The following is a 17,178-nucleotide window of genomic DNA, read 5'->3' as shown; positions in this document are numbered from 1 at the left end:
CTACAGCGTCTTCAGATACTCGATCAGATCGTAGCGCTCGGCATCGTCCTTGAACTCGCGGCCGATGACGCCAGGACGCTTGTCTTCGCCCGGCTTGCGCTCGAAGGAATGGCCGAGCACGCTGTTGCCCTGGATCGGGTCCTTCTCCGACCCCGCCGAGAACTGCGTTTCGCCCGTCTTGCACTTCTCATCCGCGGTCACTGCAAAGCCGACGGTCACGGGATCATAGTCGCGGCGGCCCATGCAGAATTTGGTCGGGCGCTCGTTCGCCGGCTTCAGCAACCAGTACAGCGAAGGCACCGAACCGTTGTGCAGGTAAGGCGCAGTAGCCCAGATGCCGTTGAGGGGCCGCGCGCGATAGCGCGGGTCCGGCGCCGGGTTGAGACAGTTCTTGCGCGCGAGATTCCACATTTTCGCCCGTTCGGCCTCCGGGACCTTCTCGTCGTCCATCCATTTGCGGGCGACGATGTCGACCACCGTCATGAGGCCGAGCGCATAGACCATCTCATTGGGCGATTTGCTCGCGGTCGGGATGTCGCATTGCCACCATGTCTGGAGGTCGGCCGTATTCACCTTCAGGAAGCCGGGCACGTCGACGATCCTGTTGCTGAGAACAAGGGATTGTTCGGGATCCGTGTTGATCTCCTTGAGGGGAATCGTGACCGCGTTCAGGACCTTGCTGTCGCCGCTCGGCTCCCAATGTGTCGAGGACCAGAAAGCCTTGGTGTTGACGGCCGGCAGGTGACATCCGGAGCACATCTCGGTGTAGATCTTGCGGCCGTTCTCGACCTTGGCCTGATCGATCCTCCATGCGTCGCCGAGGATCTGCGAGGGCCATTGCGGCGCCAGCAGGCCGCCGAATTTCGGATCGGCGGAGGGATCGGCCGGCTTGAACGGATCGGGGCCTCTCAGCATGTCCTCGATCCAGCCGAGGGTCCTGATGTTCACGGAGGACCGCCACAGCCGGTCCTCCGGATAGGCGTCGGACAGGTTGAGCAGCGCGGTCACGCCGAGCGCTTCGCCGGCATTGCGAATTAACGGCTGCTCGATCGATGCGTCGTACTGGGCGAATTTAAACCAGGGCACGGTCCAGATCGCGGGGTAGCTGACCGGGGCGTCCTGGGCGTGCAGGTTCTTCTCGAAGCCCTTGACCCCGCTCAGCGCGAGATCCTGCGAGAAGACCTGGTTGCCGATGCGATTGAGAGCGTCGAGGCGGCCGAACCCTTCCTCCGTGTCCTGCTGCTGCCTGCCGTTCCAGGTCTTCTTGCTTTCAACCGTCTGTTGCTGGGTTTTCGCCCAGTCGATCAGGAACGTGCCGATCGCGCTGAGCTTCTGCTTGAGCGCGGCGCGATCCGTCTTGCTGGCATCGGGGCCGAGCACGCGATCGGCAAAGCGCTGGAAGCGGAACGGGACATACAGGGTGTAGGCGATCGACAGGCCGGTCGAGAGCTCCAGCTTCTTCAGGTCGGTCATGGCCGGGCCGCCGTCGAAGCGCACGTCCACGCCCTGGTAATGGATCTGGCCGGTGTGGCAGGCCGCGCAGGTCAGCCCGATCTTGTCCTCTTCGCGACGGCCGGTCGCGGGATCGAGGACGCCGGTCATCCGCGCGAAGCCAACCGGCAGGCCGTCGACGTTCTCCACCGGCGTCCATCTGGTTGACCAGTCCGGCGCCTGCGTCGTCTCATAGACATTGGCGTAACCGAAGCGGCGCAGCGTCGCCGTGTCGGTCTGAATCGATTGCGGGCTCGGGATGAAGCCGAAGCCTTCGAGGTAGGCGCTGTCCTTCATCATGCCCGGCTTCGAGAACAGATGCAGCCGCGGCTGCTCCAGCGCCATGAACCACTCATAGGGCACCGGGAAGGTCGCGGTGCCCTGGCTGGCATGATGGAACCAGTGCCGGTCCTTCAGCGACCAGTTTTGGTCGAGCCAGTAAGCTGCCTTTGCCGCGGGGACCGAAGGCAAGGGCGGCGGCAGAAGATTCACCAGGATGCCCTTCTGCGGCAGCATGGCGCGAACCTGATTGGGGAATTCGGCCACCGCCACGAGGGCGACGAGACCGATGGCGATCAGCAGGGCCGCAAGCTTGAGGGCGCCCCGCACCACGCGCTGGCAGGTCGACAGCACCGGCGGGACCAGCCGCTCGTTGATGCGCGCCGGGAACTGGCGCTCGTTGAACAGCGTGCGCACGTCGGCAACGCCGAGATAGCGATCCTCGCCCGTGCCCTTGCCGATGATCTTCAGGAGGATCGGCCATTCGAACTTCATCAGCAGCGGGTAGTACCAGCGCGCGGCGCTGCCGGCGCGCTTGAGGTTGTCGCGCATGAAGATGTCGATTTCCGAGGCGTTGAGGCCCAGCTCGGAGCCGCCGTTCGGATCGGTGTACGTCCGGCCGAAACTCGCGAGTCGCGCGATCTCGTCCTCGTTGACCTTGCCGTCGACTCCGAGGATGCGCGAGCCGGCACCGCGCTTGTCCAGCGGGCCGCCGCGCAGCGCATCGAGCTGCGCGCCCGAAAAGATGCTTCTGAGGATGTGACCGAGACCGTTGGCGATGAGCGCCACGCCGCGGACCTGGAGCCGGGCAGACGCCTTCTTCAGTCCGGTTTCGCCGGTCGCGTTAGCGATCGTCTCCGACAGCTTGCCGAGCGGGACAGTGCCGCCCTCGACAAAGCCCTCGCCGACGAGGCCGCGCAGGAATGGGCAGGGATTGTTCGGCGAGACCTGAATCGAGGGGTCGAACGGCGGTTTCGAAGCGGGGTCATGCATGGCCCAAAATCCTGAAAACAGCGAATCGTGAAATGAGGCGCCGATCAAGCGCGGAAAGTCCTAACAAACCGGCAGCAAGCTATACTACTTGAGCGTGTGGCGAAGTGTGGCCGAATTCACTGTTCTGTCAACAAAAGCGGGCGTGTTCTGGCAAAGAAGTGCGGGACCGACCGCAGGGGATCGCGGCCTGCCGCTCAGGACTCGGCGACGCGCTTGACGTCGCTCTGAACCAGGGTCAGCTTGCCGAGCGGCACGCCGGCCTTCAGCAGCCCCTCGCGATAGTGGGCGAGATCCTCGGGCCGCTTCCAGTGGAAGTTGCGCAAGTGACGATCGACATTGAGGGTCGGGTAGTTGCCCATCAGCACGCCGGTCGCCTCGCTCGCCTCGGCCGTCCGGCCCAATTGCGCCAGGGCCGCGGCGCGGATCGCCAGCGCCTGCATGTGGTTGGGGTTGATGTAAAGCTGCTCGCGCGCCCATGACAGGGTCGCGTCATATTGGCGCAACAGATAATGACTGAAGGCGTTCAGCGCCGCCCATTGGTAGCGCGGGTCGCTGTTGTCGCGCTGCGCGGCCATCGAGAACATCTCGATCGCCTCCCGGTGCTCGCCGATGACGAAATGGCAGATGCCGAGCACGCCGCGCGCGCCCATGTCGTAGGGATTGAGCGCGACCGCGCGCTTGGCCGCGTCCATCGCCGCCTCGTAATGCCCTTCCATGGCGTGCGCCCAGGACAGGCTCGAGAACGCGAAGGACGAGCGCGGGTCGAGCCGGACGCTGGTTTCGGCGAGGTTCATCGCCTCGGCCCACATCTCCCGCGTGCCCTTGACCCAGCCGAACTGGATGCTCTGGATCTGGATCGTGGCGAGATAGGCGTGCGCGATCGATAGCTTGGGATCGACCCTGATGGCTTCCCGGAACAGATCGACGGCGGCAGTCAGGTCCTCCTTGGTCTGCCGGTAGTAATGCGACAGCCCCTTGAGGAAGCGATCCCAGGCGGTGACGTCGGTCGAGAGCCGCGCAGGCGCCGAAGCTTCCGCCCGGACGATCTCGGTGGCGATGGCGGCGGACAGATTGGTCGTGATCTCGTCCTGCATCGCGAAGAAGTCGCCGATGTCGCGGTCGTAACGGCCGGTCCAGAGCTGCTCGCCGGTCTCCGGCGCGATCAGCTCGGCGGTGACGCGGATCTTGGTTCCGGCGCGCCGTACCGAACCCTGGATCAGATAGGTGGCGTCGATCTCGCGCGCGATCAGGCGGGTGCTGGTGTTCCTGCCCTTGAAGGCGAAGGTCGAGTTGCGGCTCAGCACGCGATAGAAGGATTGCAGCGATAGCGCGTGGATCAGATCCTCGGTGAGGCCGTCGGAGAAATATTCGTCCTGGGCATCGCTGAGGTTGGCGAAGGGCAGCACGCCAACGATCGCGGTGCGGTACTGTTGCGAGAGGGTGGACGCCTCCCGGAGCTCGGGGGCGAGCGCCGGTGCACCCTCCGGTGTCCAGGTCCAGACCCCGACCGCATCCTTGATGTTCTTGAAGCGATGATTGCCGGCATCGACCAGCGGCGCGCTGAGATGCTTGCTCGCCTCCTTGTAGGCCTTGGCCGAGATCGCGAAGCCGCCGGGGCTCGCGACCGATTCCAGGCGGACGGCGATGTTGACATCGTCACCGAATACCTCGTCCTCATCGGCGATGACGTCGCCCATGTGGATGCCGAGGCGGAACTGCATGGCACGGTCGGCCGGCAGATGGTGGTTACGCTCCGCCATCAGCGTCTGCATCGCGATCGCGGCCTCGGTGGCGCCGACGATCGAGGGGAACTCCAGCAGGAAGCCGTCGCCGGTGTTCTTCACGACGCGGCCGCCGTGATTGAGGATGATCGGGTGGATCGCGCTGCGATGGGCCTTGAAGGCGGCATGGGTGCCGGCCTCGTCGCTGCCCATCATGCGCGAATAGCCGGCGACATCGGCGCAGACGATGGCGGCCAGACGTCTTTCCATATCCCGGAAGCTCCAAGGGATCGATAAGTGATCGTGAAGGGACCTGGGACTGGCCACGGCGTGGCAAGTCGGCTCGAATCCCACATTTCAAGAACCTCGCCTTTATAAAGCAGATGTGGCCGAGCGGAAGCATGATCCGCATTGCAAATTCGAGGTAAATCCTCCGCAATCCCGGCGGTGGACGAGGAGGAGCGAACCGACTAAGCGGAATTGCGACCGCCGGAACGGGCGGCAGGGGGCACCTTTGCATGCTGGGCATTCACGAAATCGGGCTCTTCATCCTGTCGGGCGTGCTGCTCAACATCACGCCGGGGCCTGATTCCGTCTACGTCATCGGCCGCAGCATGCAGATGGGCTGGCGGGGCGGAGCCGCGGCCGCATTGGGCATCAGTTGCGGCTGTTTCGTCCATGTCGCGGCCGCCGCGATCGGGCTTTCGGCCCTGCTGATGGCCTCGTCGACCGCCTTCTCGATCTTGAAGCTGGTCGGCGCGGCCTATCTCGTGTTCACCGGGCTTCAGATGCTGTGGTCGCGCCCGGTGCTGGCGGCGGCGATCGACGAGCCGGTGCGGAGCTCGCTGCGGCGGGTCTTCCTCCAGGGGGTCTTCACCAACGCGCTCAATCCCAAGGTCGCGCTGTTCTTCCTGGCGTTCCTGCCGCAATTCGTCGCGGCCGATTCACCGCACAAGCCGCTCGCCTTCCTGACGCTCGGCCTGATCTTCATCTCTACAGGGACGCTGTGGTGCCTGGTGCTGGCCGCGTTCGCGGCCAAAGCCGCCCACCGCCTGCGCGAGTCCGAAGGCGCGATCGCCTGGGTCAACCGCGCGCTCGGCGGCCTCTTCATCTATCTCGGCATCCGCGTCGCCATGCTGGAGACGCGGTAGGCTCATTCGAACGAATGAGGGTGCGGACGCAATCGGCCGCGAAAGAGGCCGCGCGGGGGAGGTTTCAATGGTTCGAGGAAGCTGTCTGTGCGGCGCCGTGCGCTTCGAGATTGATCAGGTGCGCGCGCTGACGCACTGCCACTGCGTCAATTGCCGCAAGCTGACCGGCGCGGCGTTTGCGACCTATGCCCATGTCGATGCCGACAAGTTTCGCTTCGTCGCGGGTGAGGACATGACGGTGGCTTACGAATCCGCGCCGGGGAGCTTCCGCTATCGGTGCAAGACCTGCGGCTGCCTGACGCCGGGCAAGGCGAGCTATCTTCCAACCGTCAGCATTCCTGCCGGCCTGCTCGACGACGATCCGCAAGTCAGGCCCCGCCTGCACGTCTTCACCTCCTCGCGTGCTCCATGGTGGACGATTGAGGACGACCTGCCCCAGCACGAAAAATGGGTGCCGGGCCACGGGCCGAAATCCTAGGCGAATTCCTTGAGCAGCGCACTGCCGGCCAGATAAAGGCCGAGCAAAATCATCGCGATCAGGAACCAGCGGCGGAACGCTTCGGCCGGCATCCGCGCCCGCACCGACTGTCCCAAGAACATGCCGGCAAAGGCCATGGCCATGCCCACGGCGCCGGGCACGGCATTGGCCGGCGTCAATAATCCGCCGGCGGTGAGGTTGAAGGCGAGCGCCAGTGTCGCCGTCGTGAAGAACACGCCGAGCGCCTGCACCAGCTCGTCCTTCTCCATGCCGATCGCCTGCATGAACGGCATCGATGGGATCACCTGCACGCCTGTCGAGGCCGAGATCACGCCGGTGATGACACCGACCACGCCGCCGACCCATTTCTCGTTCTGCGGCGCGACGCGGAACTGGAACTTGTTCAGCCCGATCACGGCATAGATGATGAGCAGCACGCCGAGCACGATCGTGCCGTAGCGCGCATGCGGGCCGGTCAGCGCGCCGGCATTGAGCCAGCAGCCGATCACAGTGCCGATCATCAGCGGCCACAGCCGCTTCAGGATGTCGCGCAGATAAGGGCCGACGAAGGTCTGCCAGATGTTGGTGACGATGGCGGGCACGATGACGATGGCGATCGCGCGGCTCGGCGCCATGCTCACCACGAGCAGCCCCATGGAGACCGTGGGCAGGCCGAGCCCGACCACGCCCTTGACGAATCCGGCGATCAGGAACACGGCGGCGATGACAATGAGAAGCGGGTCGATCATGCCAGCACATTGACCGAAGCCGCGCGGGCGCACAATCTGGAGGTTACGGAGTAAGCCTTCGCTCTGAACGAAGGCTGGGAGACCTGCCATGCGCTTTGACCTCGTCGATCTCCAACTCTTCATCGCGGTCGCCGACCAGCGCAGCATCACCCGCGGCGCCGAGCGGTCGCACCTGGCCCTGGCCTCGGCCAGCGCGCGCATCAAGGGGCTCGAGGACGCGCTCGGCGTCGCGCTGCTCAAGCGCGGGCGGCGCGGCGTCGAGCTGACCGCGGCCGGCGAGAGCCTGCTCGATCATGCCAGGCTCGTGATCCACCAGATCGATGCCCTGCGCGGCGATCTCGCCGGTTTTGCCAGCGGCGTGCGCGCCAGCGTGCATTTCCTCGTCAACACCTCGGGCCTGTCGGAACATCTGCCGAAGGCGCTGGCCGGCTTCCTGCGCGAGCACCGCGACGTCGCCATCGACATCGAGGAGCGCGAGAGCACCGACATCGCGGCGGCGATCACCGCAGGCGCCGCCGATCTCGGTTTCGCCGCTGAGCACGCGCTGCCCGACCATATCGAGCGCTTCGTGTTCAGCGAGGACCACCTGACATTGGTGACGTCGCGGCGCGGCCCGTTCGCGGGTCGCCGCCAGATCGATTTTCAGGAAGCCGGCAGTTGCGACTTCGTCGGGCTCACCAGCGCCACCGCGCTCCAGATGCACATTTCGAAGCACGCCGCCCGGCTCGGCATGCGCCCGCATTACCGCGCGCGCCTGCGCGACTTCGATGCGATCTGCCAGATGGTCGCCGCCGATGTCGGCGTCGCGCTGGTGCCGATATCCGCCGCCCGCCGCTGCGCCAAACTGATGCCGCTCGCCATGGTCCGGCTACGCGATGCCTGGGCCAACCGCAAGCTCGTGATCTGCGCGCGCAGTTTCAAGACGCTGCCAAGGCCGGCGAAGATGCTGGTGGAGCATTTGCGGGCGGCGGCGGTGTGAGCAGTTGGTTGCTGCGCTAGTGTGAGGCACGCTCCCGCAGCGAGCAAACTGCGCTCCCTCCCCCCTTGCGGGGGAGGGCGGGGGAGAGGGGTGGCCCAGGAATAGGTGTCTCTGTCGCGAAGAAGAGAGATCGATGGAGTCCCCGTGTGGACCCCTCTCCCTAACCCTCCCCCGCAAGGGGGGAGGGAACGCACCTGTCGCGTTGTGAAGGTGGTGCTTAGCCAGCGAAAACGCGAACTACTTTGCCGTCTCGACTCCGGCATCCTTGATCACCTTCGCCCACTTCCTAGTCTCATCCGCGATGAAGCTGCGAAAATGCTCCGGCTCGTCGCCAATCAGCGTCGCGCCCTGCGCGGCGAGCTTCTCCTTCACCGCGGGATCGGCCATCGCCTTCGTCGCCAGGGCGTGCAGTGCCGCGACGATCTCCTTCGGCGTGCCCTTGGGCGCCACCATGCCGTACCAGTTCTCGACGCGCAGATCGGGAAAACCCGCTTCCGAAAGAGTCGGCACGTCGGGCGCGGTCGGGGCGCGCTCGGCCGAGCCCATCGCGATCGGCCGCAACGCGCCGGCCTTGACCTGCGGTAGCAGCACGGGGAGATCGAGGAAGGTCATCTGGACCTGCTGGCCCAGCAAATCATTCACCGCGGGAGCGGCGCCGCGATAGGGCACGTGGACGATGTCGATCTTCGCCGTCAGCTTGAACAATTCGCCAGCCAGATGCGGCAGGCTGCCGGGGCCGGAGGAGGCGAAGTTGAGCTTTCCCGGCTGCGCCTTGGCCAGCGCGATCAATTCGCCGATGTCTTTCGCGGGCACGTTGGTGGCGACCACGAGCATCTCCGGCACCGTCGCAACCAGCGTCACCGGTGTGAGGTCGCTCAAGGTGTCGTAGGCGACCTTCTCCATGCTCGGGCTGATCGCGAGCGCGCCGGCTGAGGAGATCGCAATGGTGTAGCCGTCGGGGGAGGCCTTGGAGACGGCATCGGTGCCGAGCACGCCGCCCTGACCGCCGCGATTGTCGATCAGCACCGGCTGCCCTGACAGCTCCGACATGCGCTGGCCGATGACACGCGCGATGATGTCGTTGGGGCCGCCGGCCGGGAACGGCACGATCAGCTTGATCGGCTTCGTCGGAAAATTCTGCGCCACCACCGCTGACGGCAGCAGCAGGAACAAACCAAGGAGAAGCCTGCGTGAGACGGTCATGCAAGCCCTCCGCTCGCGTTGTTATTGGTTCAAAAGCTTCAGTGCTTCTTCGTGGACCCTGGCGTCGCCGGCCGCGACGATGCGGCCGCCGCCCTGCGCCGGCTTGCCTTCCCAGGTGGTGACGACGCCGCCCGCGCCGGTCACGATCGGGATCAGCGCTGCGATGTCGTAAGGCTTCAGCTCGGTCTCGACCACGAGATCGACGTGCCCGGCCGCCAGCATGCAATAGGAGTAGCAGTCGCCGCCATAGCGCGACAGCCGCACGCCCTGCTCGATACGGCTGAAAATGGCGCGGTCACGCTCGTTCATCAGGAGCGGGCTGGTGGTGTAGGTCGTGGCTTCCGAAAGCGAGGCGCAGCGGCGGACCTGGAGCCGGCGCTCGCCGGACGGGCCCTTGTAGGTGGCCGAACCGTTGTCGCCGGAAAAGCGCTCGCCGATGAAGGGCTGGTGCATCATGCCGTAGACCGGCGCGCCCTTGTGCAGCAGCGCGATCAGCGTCCCCCAGATCGGAAAGCCGCCGATGAAGGATTTGGTGCCGTCGATGGGGTCGAGCACCCAGACGTAGTCGGCATCCTCGCGCTCATTGCCGAATTCCTCGCCGACGATGCCGTGCTGGGGGAAGTTGGCCTTGATCAGCCGCCGCATCACCGCCTCGGCGGCGCGGTCGGCCTCCGTGACCGGATCGAAATCCTTGGTCTTGCTCTTGTCGTCGATCGACAGCGAGGTGCGGAAGAACGGCAGGATGGTTTCGCCGGAGGCGGTGGCGAGCCGTCCGATGAAGGCGGAGAAGTCGATCACCGTCACGGCGTATCCTCAAAGCGAAAGTTGGATGAAGCTCCCCTCCTGCCTAGCCCAATTCGCCTCCCGCGTGCAGCGCTGTCTTGATTTTGCACCCTGGTATTTTGGATGCCGAGAGGCGCTGCCTCATCCAAGTCATCTGCCGGCCAAATATCGATCACAGAGTTGAAAACTTAGTTCCGAATATGCCTCGTTCGTATGCAAATGACTATCAACCCATTGAAATTCCTTATCAAAGAAACTGAATCTGGGTTTCCATAGAAGCAATTGAGCCATGTGCGTATTGCATGGGGAATGGCTCAAAAGCCCTTGCACTTTGTGCGGCGCGGTCGCATATTGTTGCGGTGCGGTAGCGCTTGGCGTTACCGCTGCCCTCCTTGGGCGTTTCCTCCCTAGACTTGGGCCGCTTGCGTCATTCGCGAGCGGCCCTTTTTTCTTTGCGCCTGTCGTTTTCGTTTCAAGGTGCGCAGCGAAAGCGAAGCGAAGACGCGTTCGCGCAATCACAGACAACACGATCTGACGAAGAAAAGCCGGCGCCTATTCCGCCGCGGCCTGGAACGGGCCGAGATCGCCGAAGGGAATCGTGGTCGCGAGCACGTCGGCGAGAACGCCGAAGTCGGACGCCACTTGCGCAAAGCGTGCACTCCGCTCGCGCCGCCGCTCGTCCATGTAGATCGCGCGGTTGAGCTCGAGCTGCACCGCATGCAGGCCGCTCGCGGGATTGCCGTAATGCTCGGTGATGAAGCCGCCGGCATAGGGCTTGTTACGTCCGATCGAATAGCCGAGCCCGGTCATGGTCTCCTCGACCCGGTCGGGCAGAAGCGGCGTGCAGCTCGTGCCGTAGCGGTCGCCGATCACGACGTCGGGCCGGCGCGGTTCGTCCCGGCTGACGCCGACCGAGGGCATCGAATGGCAGTCGACCAGCACCACGGTGCCGAACATCTGGTGCACCTTGTTGATCAGCCGGCGCAGCGCGCGGTGGTAGGGCTTGTACAGCGTCTCGATCCGTCCCAGCGCATCGTCGACCAGGATGCGGTCGCGGTAGATCTCCTGGCCGTCGCCGACCACGCGCGGAATGGTGCCGAGGCCGCCGGCGACCCGCATCGAGCGGGTATTGGCAAAGCTCGGCAGCCGTCCGCTGAACATGCGGGGATCGAGCTCATAGGGCTCGCGGTTGACGTCGACATAGGAGCGGGGAAAGTTGACCCGCACGGTCGGAAAGCCGCGCTCGCTGAGATGGCCGATCAGCTCGTCCATGAAGGAATCTTCGGACCGCCGCAGCGTCGGCAGGTCGATCCGCGAGGCCGCCAAAAATGCGTCCGGATAGGTCGAGCCGGAATGGGGCGAGTTGAAGATGACCGGCGCGCGCCATTGCGCGGGCTCCACGATCTCGAAGGCTGGCGACGTCTCGCCGTCAAACCGGGTCATCTTCTCAGGCTTCGTCCCTTCGCGCCGGGATCTGGCAGTGGCCAGACCGCATTGATTCGGCCGATCGAGCGGCTCTCATGTGTCGTCATTGTCCGGAATCGCAACCATTCTGCCAAGCGAAAAGATATGATGGTCATTGGAACAGGTCTTAACCGTGTGGGCAGGGAGGCGGGGATGGGCCGGCGCGGCTCGATTGATTCGAGCCGTTTTCCGGTTCACAAGAGTGCGGCAGCGCAGCCGGCTCAGGGTAAAGATTTTCACCCCAAATTTACCCTCTGTCGGGCTTAGTGACCTCTGCTGATATCCTCTGGGGATGCGACGATTCCTGCCATGCCAAAGATCCTGCTCGCCGAAGACGACAACGACATGCGCCGGTTCCTGGTCAAGGCGCTGGAAAACGCCGGTTTTCAGGTCTCGTCCCATGACAACGGCATGGCCGCCTATCAACGGCTGCGGGAAGAGCCGTTCGAGATGCTGCTCACCGACATCGTGATGCCGGAGATGGACGGCATCGAGCTCGCCCGCCGGGCCTCGGAACTCGACCCCGACATCAAGATCATGTTCATCACCGGCTTTGCCGCGGTCGCCCTGAACTCGGATTCGGACGCCCCCAAGAACGCCAAGGTGCTGTCCAAGCCCGTACATTTGCGCGAATTGGTCAGCGAAGTGAACAAGATGCTGGCGGCCTAAATCGGCCTCCTTCGGTCCTTGCACAGGGTCCCCTGAGCCGTTATAGGGACCCAACCCGACGCAAGTGGACTATTAGGGCGCGTAGCTCAGCGGGAGAGCACTACCTTGACATGGTAGGGGTCACAGGTTCGATCCCTGTCGCGCCCACCATCCTTCGCTCGCGATAGCCGAGAGAAGGATGCCGCGCCGAAGCCCAAAGGGCGCAGGCCGGCCTGTATCCGCGAGCTACGGCTCGGCAAGCCACGATCTCCATGCGAAGCGTGTCCGGCGTAGCTCGGAGAGCGAAGACGGGCTGGTGCAGCTTGCTCCGTACCTTGGAACGCCGCCACTCCCACGGCATTGTTCCGCCATGCCGAAGACCTCCACAAAATCCTTCAAGCGCGGCGACCACGTCAGCTGGAATTCCGAGGCCGGCCGCGTACGCGGCCATATCCTTCGCGTCCACACCAAGGACGTCGACTACAAGGGCTACACGCACCACGCCAGCCCGGAGGATCCGCAATATGAAATTCGGAGCGACAAGACCGATCACATCGCCCTGCACAAGGGCCGCGCATTGCGGTCGTTGAAGAGCTGACGGCCCGCGAGCCGAGCGGTCGAGGTGTTCCCGAGGTGTCACCATGGCTCATCCGTTCTTCACCATCGGCCACGCCACGCGTTCGATCGAGGAATTCGTCGAATTGTTGCAGGACAGCGCGGTCACCTTCGTGGCTGACGTTCGGACCGTGCCCCGCTCCCGTACCAACCCGCAGTACAATCGCGAGACCCTGCCGCAATCGCTCGCGGCTGCTTCGATCGGCTACGAGCACATTGCCTCGCTCGGCGGCCTGCGCGGCCGCAAACGCGAGGTGCCGCGCGAGACCAATGCGTTCTGGCAGAACGTCAGCTTTCACAATTACGCCGACCACGCCATGAGCGCGGCCTTTCACGAAGGGCTCGCACATTTGCGCGCCGTCGGGCAGGTGCAGCGCTGCGCCATCATGTGCGCCGAGACATTGTGGTGGCGATGTCACCGTCGGATCATCACCGATTACTTGCTCGCGGCGGGCGAGACGGTGTTTCACATTCTGGGGCCGGGGCAGGTCAAAGAGGCCGAGATGAATCCGGCTGCGCGGGTCGTTCCCGACGAGCGTCTGGTCTACCCGGCGGAAAATCAGCCAATCGCGTAAATCCCCGGCGTGGAGCTAGCCAACGCCGTCAAGCGGGCTGGCTCGCCGGTTGGAGCAGCACATCCTTCAACCCGGTCGGGTAGAGGCTCGGTCCGCCGTCCACGTCGAGGTCGGCAAGGTCGAACCAGCGCGCGACGATCTGCTCTCCATTGTCCTCGAGGAAGTCGATGCGGTCCCGGTCGGCGAAGGCGCCGTCGGGAAACTCCACCTCGCAGATGAACATCACCTCGTGCCCGGTTGCGCCCTCGTGCATGAAGATGTTCTCCAGCACCAACGGCGCGCCCTTGAGCGTGATGGCGATGCCGAGCTCCTCGTTGAACTCGCGCATCAGGGCCGTGCGCCAGCTCTCGCCGAACTCGATCTCGCCGCCGAGCGGGCGCACGCCCTTGATCCGCCCGGCATCGTCGCGAATTTCGGCCGCCAGCAGGCGCCCGTCCCGCCAGTGCAGGCCGATCGCGACGACGCGGATGTGGGGATGCGGGCGCCAACTGGTCATAGCGGATCGATATCGCGCGCGCCGCCACTGTGCAATGCGCGGGGCGAGCTCCGTCGGGCCGGATGAGGCTTCGCAGCCTTGATCCATGACTCGCCGCCTGCCATTGTCCGGTTATCCACCACGGCAACGAGCTGGTGCGATCGAGTTACGGCGTGCGGCGAAATGCGTCGCTTCGCCGGATGTGAAGCAAAGGCAGGCTATTGAGATGAGCAGCGTGAACAAGCCCGGCGGCAACTATTTGCCGGTGATCATCCATGGTGGACTTGCCTATGTCAGTGGCCAGCTGCCGCGTCGCGGCGAAGACCTGCTGTATGTGGGCAAGGTCGGAGCAGACGTCGATATCGCGGCCGCACAAGAAGCTGCCGCCCTTTGCGCCGATCTCTGCATTTCCGCCATCAATCACGCCACAGGCGGAGAGGACAGGATCGTCCAGGTCCTGCAGCTCGTTGGATATGTCGCTTCAGCGCCTGGATTTACCCAGCAGTCGCAAGTCATGAACGGTGCCTCCGACCGGCTGATCGAACGCCTCGGCGAGCGCGGTCGTCATACGCGGACGTCCGTCGGCGTCGCCGAGTTGCCGCGAGGGGCGCCGGTCGAACTCAACATGATTGCCGCTGTTCGGTCGTAGCGGTCAGCCTATCCAACGAGATATTTGGCAACCGCCGCCTCGTCCCACGCAATCCCGTTGCCGGGCTCCTCGCTCGGCAGCGCGAAGCCGTCCTTGATCCTCAGCCGCGTCGAAAGCACCGCATCGGCCCAGTCGACATATTCCAGCCAATGCGCGGTCGGCGTCACGCAGAGCAAATGCGCGCTGACTTCCGAGAACAGATGCGTGGACATCTCGATGCCGGCGGCATGGGCGAGCGAGGCGGCGCGCAGCCAGCCGGTGACGCCGCCGATGCGCTGCACGTCCGGCATCACGTAATCGCAGGCTTCCGCCGACAGCGCGGATTGCATCGAAAAGGCGCTGTCAAAATTCTCGCCGATCTGGACGGGTGTATGCAGCGCGTCGGCGATGCGGGCGCAGCCGGCATAGTCGTCGTGGCGGATCGGCTCCTCGATCCAGGTCAGGCCCTCGTCGTCGAGCATCTCGCCGCGTTGGATGGCCTCGGTCACCGTCAGTGCCTGGTTGTAGTCGCACATCAGCGTCACCTCGTCGCCGACGGCCTTTCTCACCGCGCGGACGACGGCGAGATCCTCCCGCGCGTCGGGTCGGCCGACGCGGATCTTGGCGGCCTGAAACCCCTCGGCCAGCAGCTTGTGCGCCTCGTCGACCGCGGCGCCCGCCGGCATGATGCCGAGCCCCTTCGAATTGTACGCCCTGACCGGCTTTGGCGCGCCGCCGAGCAGCCGTGCCAGCGGCAGGCCCTTGGCTCGGGCAAGCGCGTCCCAGGCCGCCATGTCGATGCCGGATTGCGCCAGCCGCTGCAGGCCGGCAAGGCCAAGCAGGGTGAAGCGCTGGCTCAGCTTGCGCTCGATCTCGAACGGCAGCAGTTCGTCGCCGGCAAGCAAGTCTGACATTTCCGTGACCATCGCCGTCAGCGGCTTCAAGGCCGATGGCGTGATGGAGAACAGATAGGCGTGCCCGACCGCGCCCTGGTCGGTCTCACAGTCGATCAGCACCAGCGGCGCCCTGGCGACCGCGCCGGTCGAGGTCTGCAGCGGCAGGCTCATCGGCACGATCACGGGCCGCGCATGGAAGCGTTTGATGCGAATGGTCTCGGTCATGAATCTCTCCAGGCGGGCGGATGCAGGTTGATGCCGATCTTAAGCATCTGTGATGAAACGAAAAGGCGCGTTCTGCGACCACCATGAAATGGGGTTGCGTCGGACCGCGTTTTCTGGGCTCTGTGCCGCCGCATGTTCCATCGCGGGCGCCGGATCACCGCGACAAAATCGCTCACAACGGAGCCACAGAGTGAAACAAGAGATCTCCGAAGAACAGCGCAAGAGCGGCCTGCTCACCGGCGCCGTGATCGCATTCCTCCTGCTCGCTTTGCCGCTCGCGGTGTGGCTGGACCTGACCGAGCTGAGCAAGACGGCGCTGCGCCGGCAGGCGGTCGACCTCAATTCGGTGATCACGAGCGTGCGCAGCTATTACGCGTCCAACGTGGTCGGGCGCGTGCTCGCCAACCCCAACGGCACCACGAAGGTCGTGCACAATTACGAATCCGTCCCCGGTGCGATCCCGATCCCGGCGACGCTGTCGCTGGAGCTCGGGCGGGTGATCGGCGCGCAGCAGGAGAACATCACCTATCGCTTCGTCTCCGATTTCCCGTTCCAGAACCGCGCGCCGCATCAGCTCGACAAGTTCGAGAAGGACGCGCTCGATGCGCTCAGGAAGGATCCCGAGCAGAAGATCGTGGAGACCGAGACCTCGCTGTTCTCCGACAAGGTCCGCCTGGTTGCCCCCGTCACGATGGGCCCGGCCTGCGTGAGCTGTCATAACAGCCACCCCGAAAGCCCCAAGAAGGACTGGAAGGTCGGCGACATCAGGGGCATCCAGGAGGTGATCATTGCCCAGCCGATCGCTGCCAACATCTTCTCGTTCAAGTTCCTGCTGGCCTATTTCCTGATCGCGGCGGGCTGCGGCCTGTCGTTCCTGTCGCTCCAGCGCCGCCAGGCGAGCCGCATCAAGGGCATGAACAGAGAGCTCGAATCCGCCAACGACTTCCTCGCCTCGCTGTCGATGAAGATCTCGCGCTACATCCCGCCCCAAGTCTACAAGAGCATCTTCTCGGGCCAGAAGGACGTCACCATCCACACCGAGCGCAAGAAGCTCACCATTTTCTTCTCCGACATCCAGAACTTTACGGCCACCGCCGAGCGGCTGCAGCCGGAGCAATTGACCCAGCTCCTCAACGAATATTTCACCGAGATGTCGGCGATCGCCCATGAATATGGCGGCACCATCGACAAGTTCATCGGCGATGCCATGCTGATCTTCTTCGGCGACCCCGAGACCAAGGGCGACCGCACCGACGCGCAGGCCTGTCTGCAGATGGCCTGGCGCATGCAGCAGCGTCTTGCCGAGCTCAATGCGAAATGGCGGGCATCCGGCATTGAGCAGCCGTTCCGCTCGCGCATGGGCATCAATTCCGGCTATTGCAATGTCGGAAATTTCGGCAGCAGCGACCGCATGGACTACACCATCATCGGTGCCGAGGCGAACCTCGCCGCCCGCCTGCAATCGATCGCCGAGCCCGGCGGCATCGTGCTGAGCTACGAGACTTTTGCACTGGTCAGCGACATCGTCCGCGCCCATGCGCTGCCAGCGATCACGATGAAGGGCATCAGCCGCGAGGTCATTCCGTATTCTGTCGACGCGCTGAACGACGCGGCGGCCGAGCGGAGCGGGGTGATCACCGAACGCGCGCCCGGCCTCGAGCTTTATCTCGATCCCGCCGTGGTGAAATCCGGCGATGCGGCCCGCGTGCGCGCGCTGCTGGAAAGCGCGCTGGCCTCGCTGAAGCCGGCGTGAGGGGGCGCGAACGTGCGTAGCGCTTTCTGATCGAGAGAGTCCCCGTGTGGCACCCCTCTCCCTAACCCTCCC

16 protein-coding genes and 1 tRNA gene are annotated in these 17,178 nt (G+C 64.5%); 9 read left to right on the top strand and 8 right to left on the bottom strand.

Translation table 11 applies throughout. The features are described from left to right. Both AABA86_RS25230 and AABA86_RS25225 read right to left on the bottom strand, forming a co-directional pair. Positions 1-2,763 carry a di-heme-cytochrome C peroxidase gene (locus tag AABA86_RS25230; RefSeq protein ID WP_338308803.1) on the bottom strand — a complete coding sequence of 921 codons (2,763 nt, stop codon included), beginning with the start codon at positions 2,761-2,763 and terminating at the stop codon, positions 1-3. A 194-nt stretch (positions 2,764-2,957) separates the two neighbouring features. Next, entirely contained in the window at positions 2,958-4,754 is a 1,797-nt protein-coding gene (locus AABA86_RS25225) for an adenylate/guanylate cyclase domain-containing protein (RefSeq protein ID WP_338308802.1), read from the bottom strand. A gap of 248 nt (positions 4,755-5,002) precedes the next feature. Here AABA86_RS25225 and AABA86_RS25220 point away from each other — a divergent pair, with 248 nt between their 5' ends. Beyond that, entirely contained in the window at positions 5,003-5,635 is a 633-nt protein-coding gene (locus AABA86_RS25220) for a LysE family translocator (protein WP_338308801.1), read from the top strand. Positions 5,636-5,702: 67 nt separating this feature from the next. After that, positions 5,703-6,113 carry a GFA family protein gene (locus AABA86_RS25215; RefSeq protein ID WP_212252728.1) on the top strand — a complete coding sequence of 137 codons (411 nt, stop codon included), beginning with the start codon at positions 5,703-5,705 and terminating at the stop codon, positions 6,111-6,113. On the opposite strand, the gene AABA86_RS25210 is transcribed toward AABA86_RS25215, so the two are convergent. After that, positions 6,110-6,862 carry a sulfite exporter TauE/SafE family protein gene (locus tag AABA86_RS25210; RefSeq protein WP_338308800.1) on the bottom strand — a complete coding sequence of 251 codons (753 nt, stop codon included), beginning with the start codon at positions 6,860-6,862 and terminating at the stop codon, positions 6,110-6,112. The two genes, AABA86_RS25215 and AABA86_RS25210, sit on opposite strands and share 4 nt — an antisense overlap. 88 nt (positions 6,863-6,950) lie before the next feature. Here AABA86_RS25210 and AABA86_RS25205 point away from each other — a divergent pair, with 88 nt between their 5' ends. Next, positions 6,951-7,841, top strand: a complete 891-nt coding sequence (locus tag AABA86_RS25205) for a LysR substrate-binding domain-containing protein (protein ID WP_212252732.1) — start codon at positions 6,951-6,953, stop codon at positions 7,839-7,841. 237 nt (positions 7,842-8,078) lie between these two features. Here AABA86_RS25205 and AABA86_RS25200 read toward each other — a convergent pair whose 3' ends face one another. From AABA86_RS25200 to AABA86_RS25190, 3 genes are all read right to left on the bottom strand, one after another. Further along, positions 8,079-9,044, bottom strand: a complete 966-nt coding sequence (locus AABA86_RS25200) for a Bug family tripartite tricarboxylate transporter substrate binding protein (protein WP_338308799.1) — start codon at positions 9,042-9,044, stop codon at positions 8,079-8,081. 21 nt (positions 9,045-9,065) lie between these two features. Then, positions 9,066-9,848: a histidinol-phosphatase gene (gene hisN / locus AABA86_RS25195; protein WP_212252736.1), complete on the bottom strand. Its 783-nt coding sequence runs from the start codon at positions 9,846-9,848 to the stop codon at positions 9,066-9,068. 531 nt (positions 9,849-10,379) lie between these two features. Then, positions 10,380-11,270, bottom strand: a complete 891-nt coding sequence (locus tag AABA86_RS25190; RefSeq protein WP_212252738.1) for an N-formylglutamate amidohydrolase — start codon at positions 11,268-11,270, stop codon at positions 10,380-10,382. 330 nt (positions 11,271-11,600) lie between these two features. On the opposite strand from AABA86_RS25190, the gene cpdR reads away from it, so the two are divergent. The 4 genes from cpdR (at position 11,601) to AABA86_RS25170 (ending at position 13,129) form a co-directional block, all read left to right on the top strand. After that, a complete protein-coding gene (gene cpdR / locus AABA86_RS25185; protein ID WP_007597092.1) occupies positions 11,601-11,960 on the top strand; it encodes a cell cycle two-component system response regulator CpdR in 360 nt (119 codons plus the stop codon). Positions 11,961-12,035: 75 nt separating this feature from the next. Continuing rightward, positions 12,036-12,110: transfer RNA gene (locus AABA86_RS25180), tRNA-Val, on the top strand. Positions 12,111-12,309: 199 nt separating this feature from the next. Then, positions 12,310-12,537, top strand: coding sequence for a hypervirulence associated TUDOR domain-containing protein (locus AABA86_RS25175; RefSeq protein WP_212252740.1), 228 nt, complete (start codon positions 12,310-12,312; stop codon positions 12,535-12,537). 43 nt (positions 12,538-12,580) lie between these two features. Further along, positions 12,581-13,129: a DUF488 domain-containing protein gene (locus AABA86_RS25170; protein WP_338308798.1), complete on the top strand. Its 549-nt coding sequence runs from the start codon at positions 12,581-12,583 to the stop codon at positions 13,127-13,129. Between the two features lie 28 nt (positions 13,130-13,157). On the opposite strand, the gene AABA86_RS25165 is transcribed toward AABA86_RS25170, so the two are convergent. After that, positions 13,158-13,625: an NUDIX hydrolase gene (locus tag AABA86_RS25165; protein WP_338308797.1), complete on the bottom strand. Its 468-nt coding sequence runs from the start codon at positions 13,623-13,625 to the stop codon at positions 13,158-13,160. 205 nt (positions 13,626-13,830) lie between these two features. Between AABA86_RS25165 and AABA86_RS25160 the strand changes: the two genes are divergently transcribed. Beyond that, positions 13,831-14,253, top strand: coding sequence for a RidA family protein (locus tag AABA86_RS25160; RefSeq protein ID WP_212252804.1), 423 nt, complete (start codon positions 13,831-13,833; stop codon positions 14,251-14,253). A gap of 8 nt (positions 14,254-14,261) precedes the next feature. Here AABA86_RS25160 and AABA86_RS25155 read toward each other — a convergent pair whose 3' ends face one another. Beyond that, positions 14,262-15,353 (bottom strand): enolase C-terminal domain-like protein, encoded by a 1,092-nt coding sequence (locus tag AABA86_RS25155; RefSeq protein ID WP_338308796.1) that lies wholly within the window; start codon positions 15,351-15,353, stop codon positions 14,262-14,264. A 190-nt stretch (positions 15,354-15,543) separates the two neighbouring features. Here AABA86_RS25155 and AABA86_RS25150 point away from each other — a divergent pair, with 190 nt between their 5' ends. Then, entirely contained in the window at positions 15,544-17,106 is a 1,563-nt protein-coding gene (locus AABA86_RS25150) for an adenylate/guanylate cyclase domain-containing protein (RefSeq protein ID WP_338308795.1), read from the top strand. Positions 17,107-17,178: the final 72 nt, after the last annotated feature.

It is taken from the genome of Bradyrhizobium sp. TM233, assembly GCF_036247965.1.
Lineage (GTDB): Bacteria > Pseudomonadota > Alphaproteobacteria > Rhizobiales > Xanthobacteraceae > Bradyrhizobium > Bradyrhizobium ottawaense.
The sequence above is the reverse complement of the archived record's forward strand: the minus strand, read 5'-3'. Positions and strand labels throughout refer to the sequence as shown.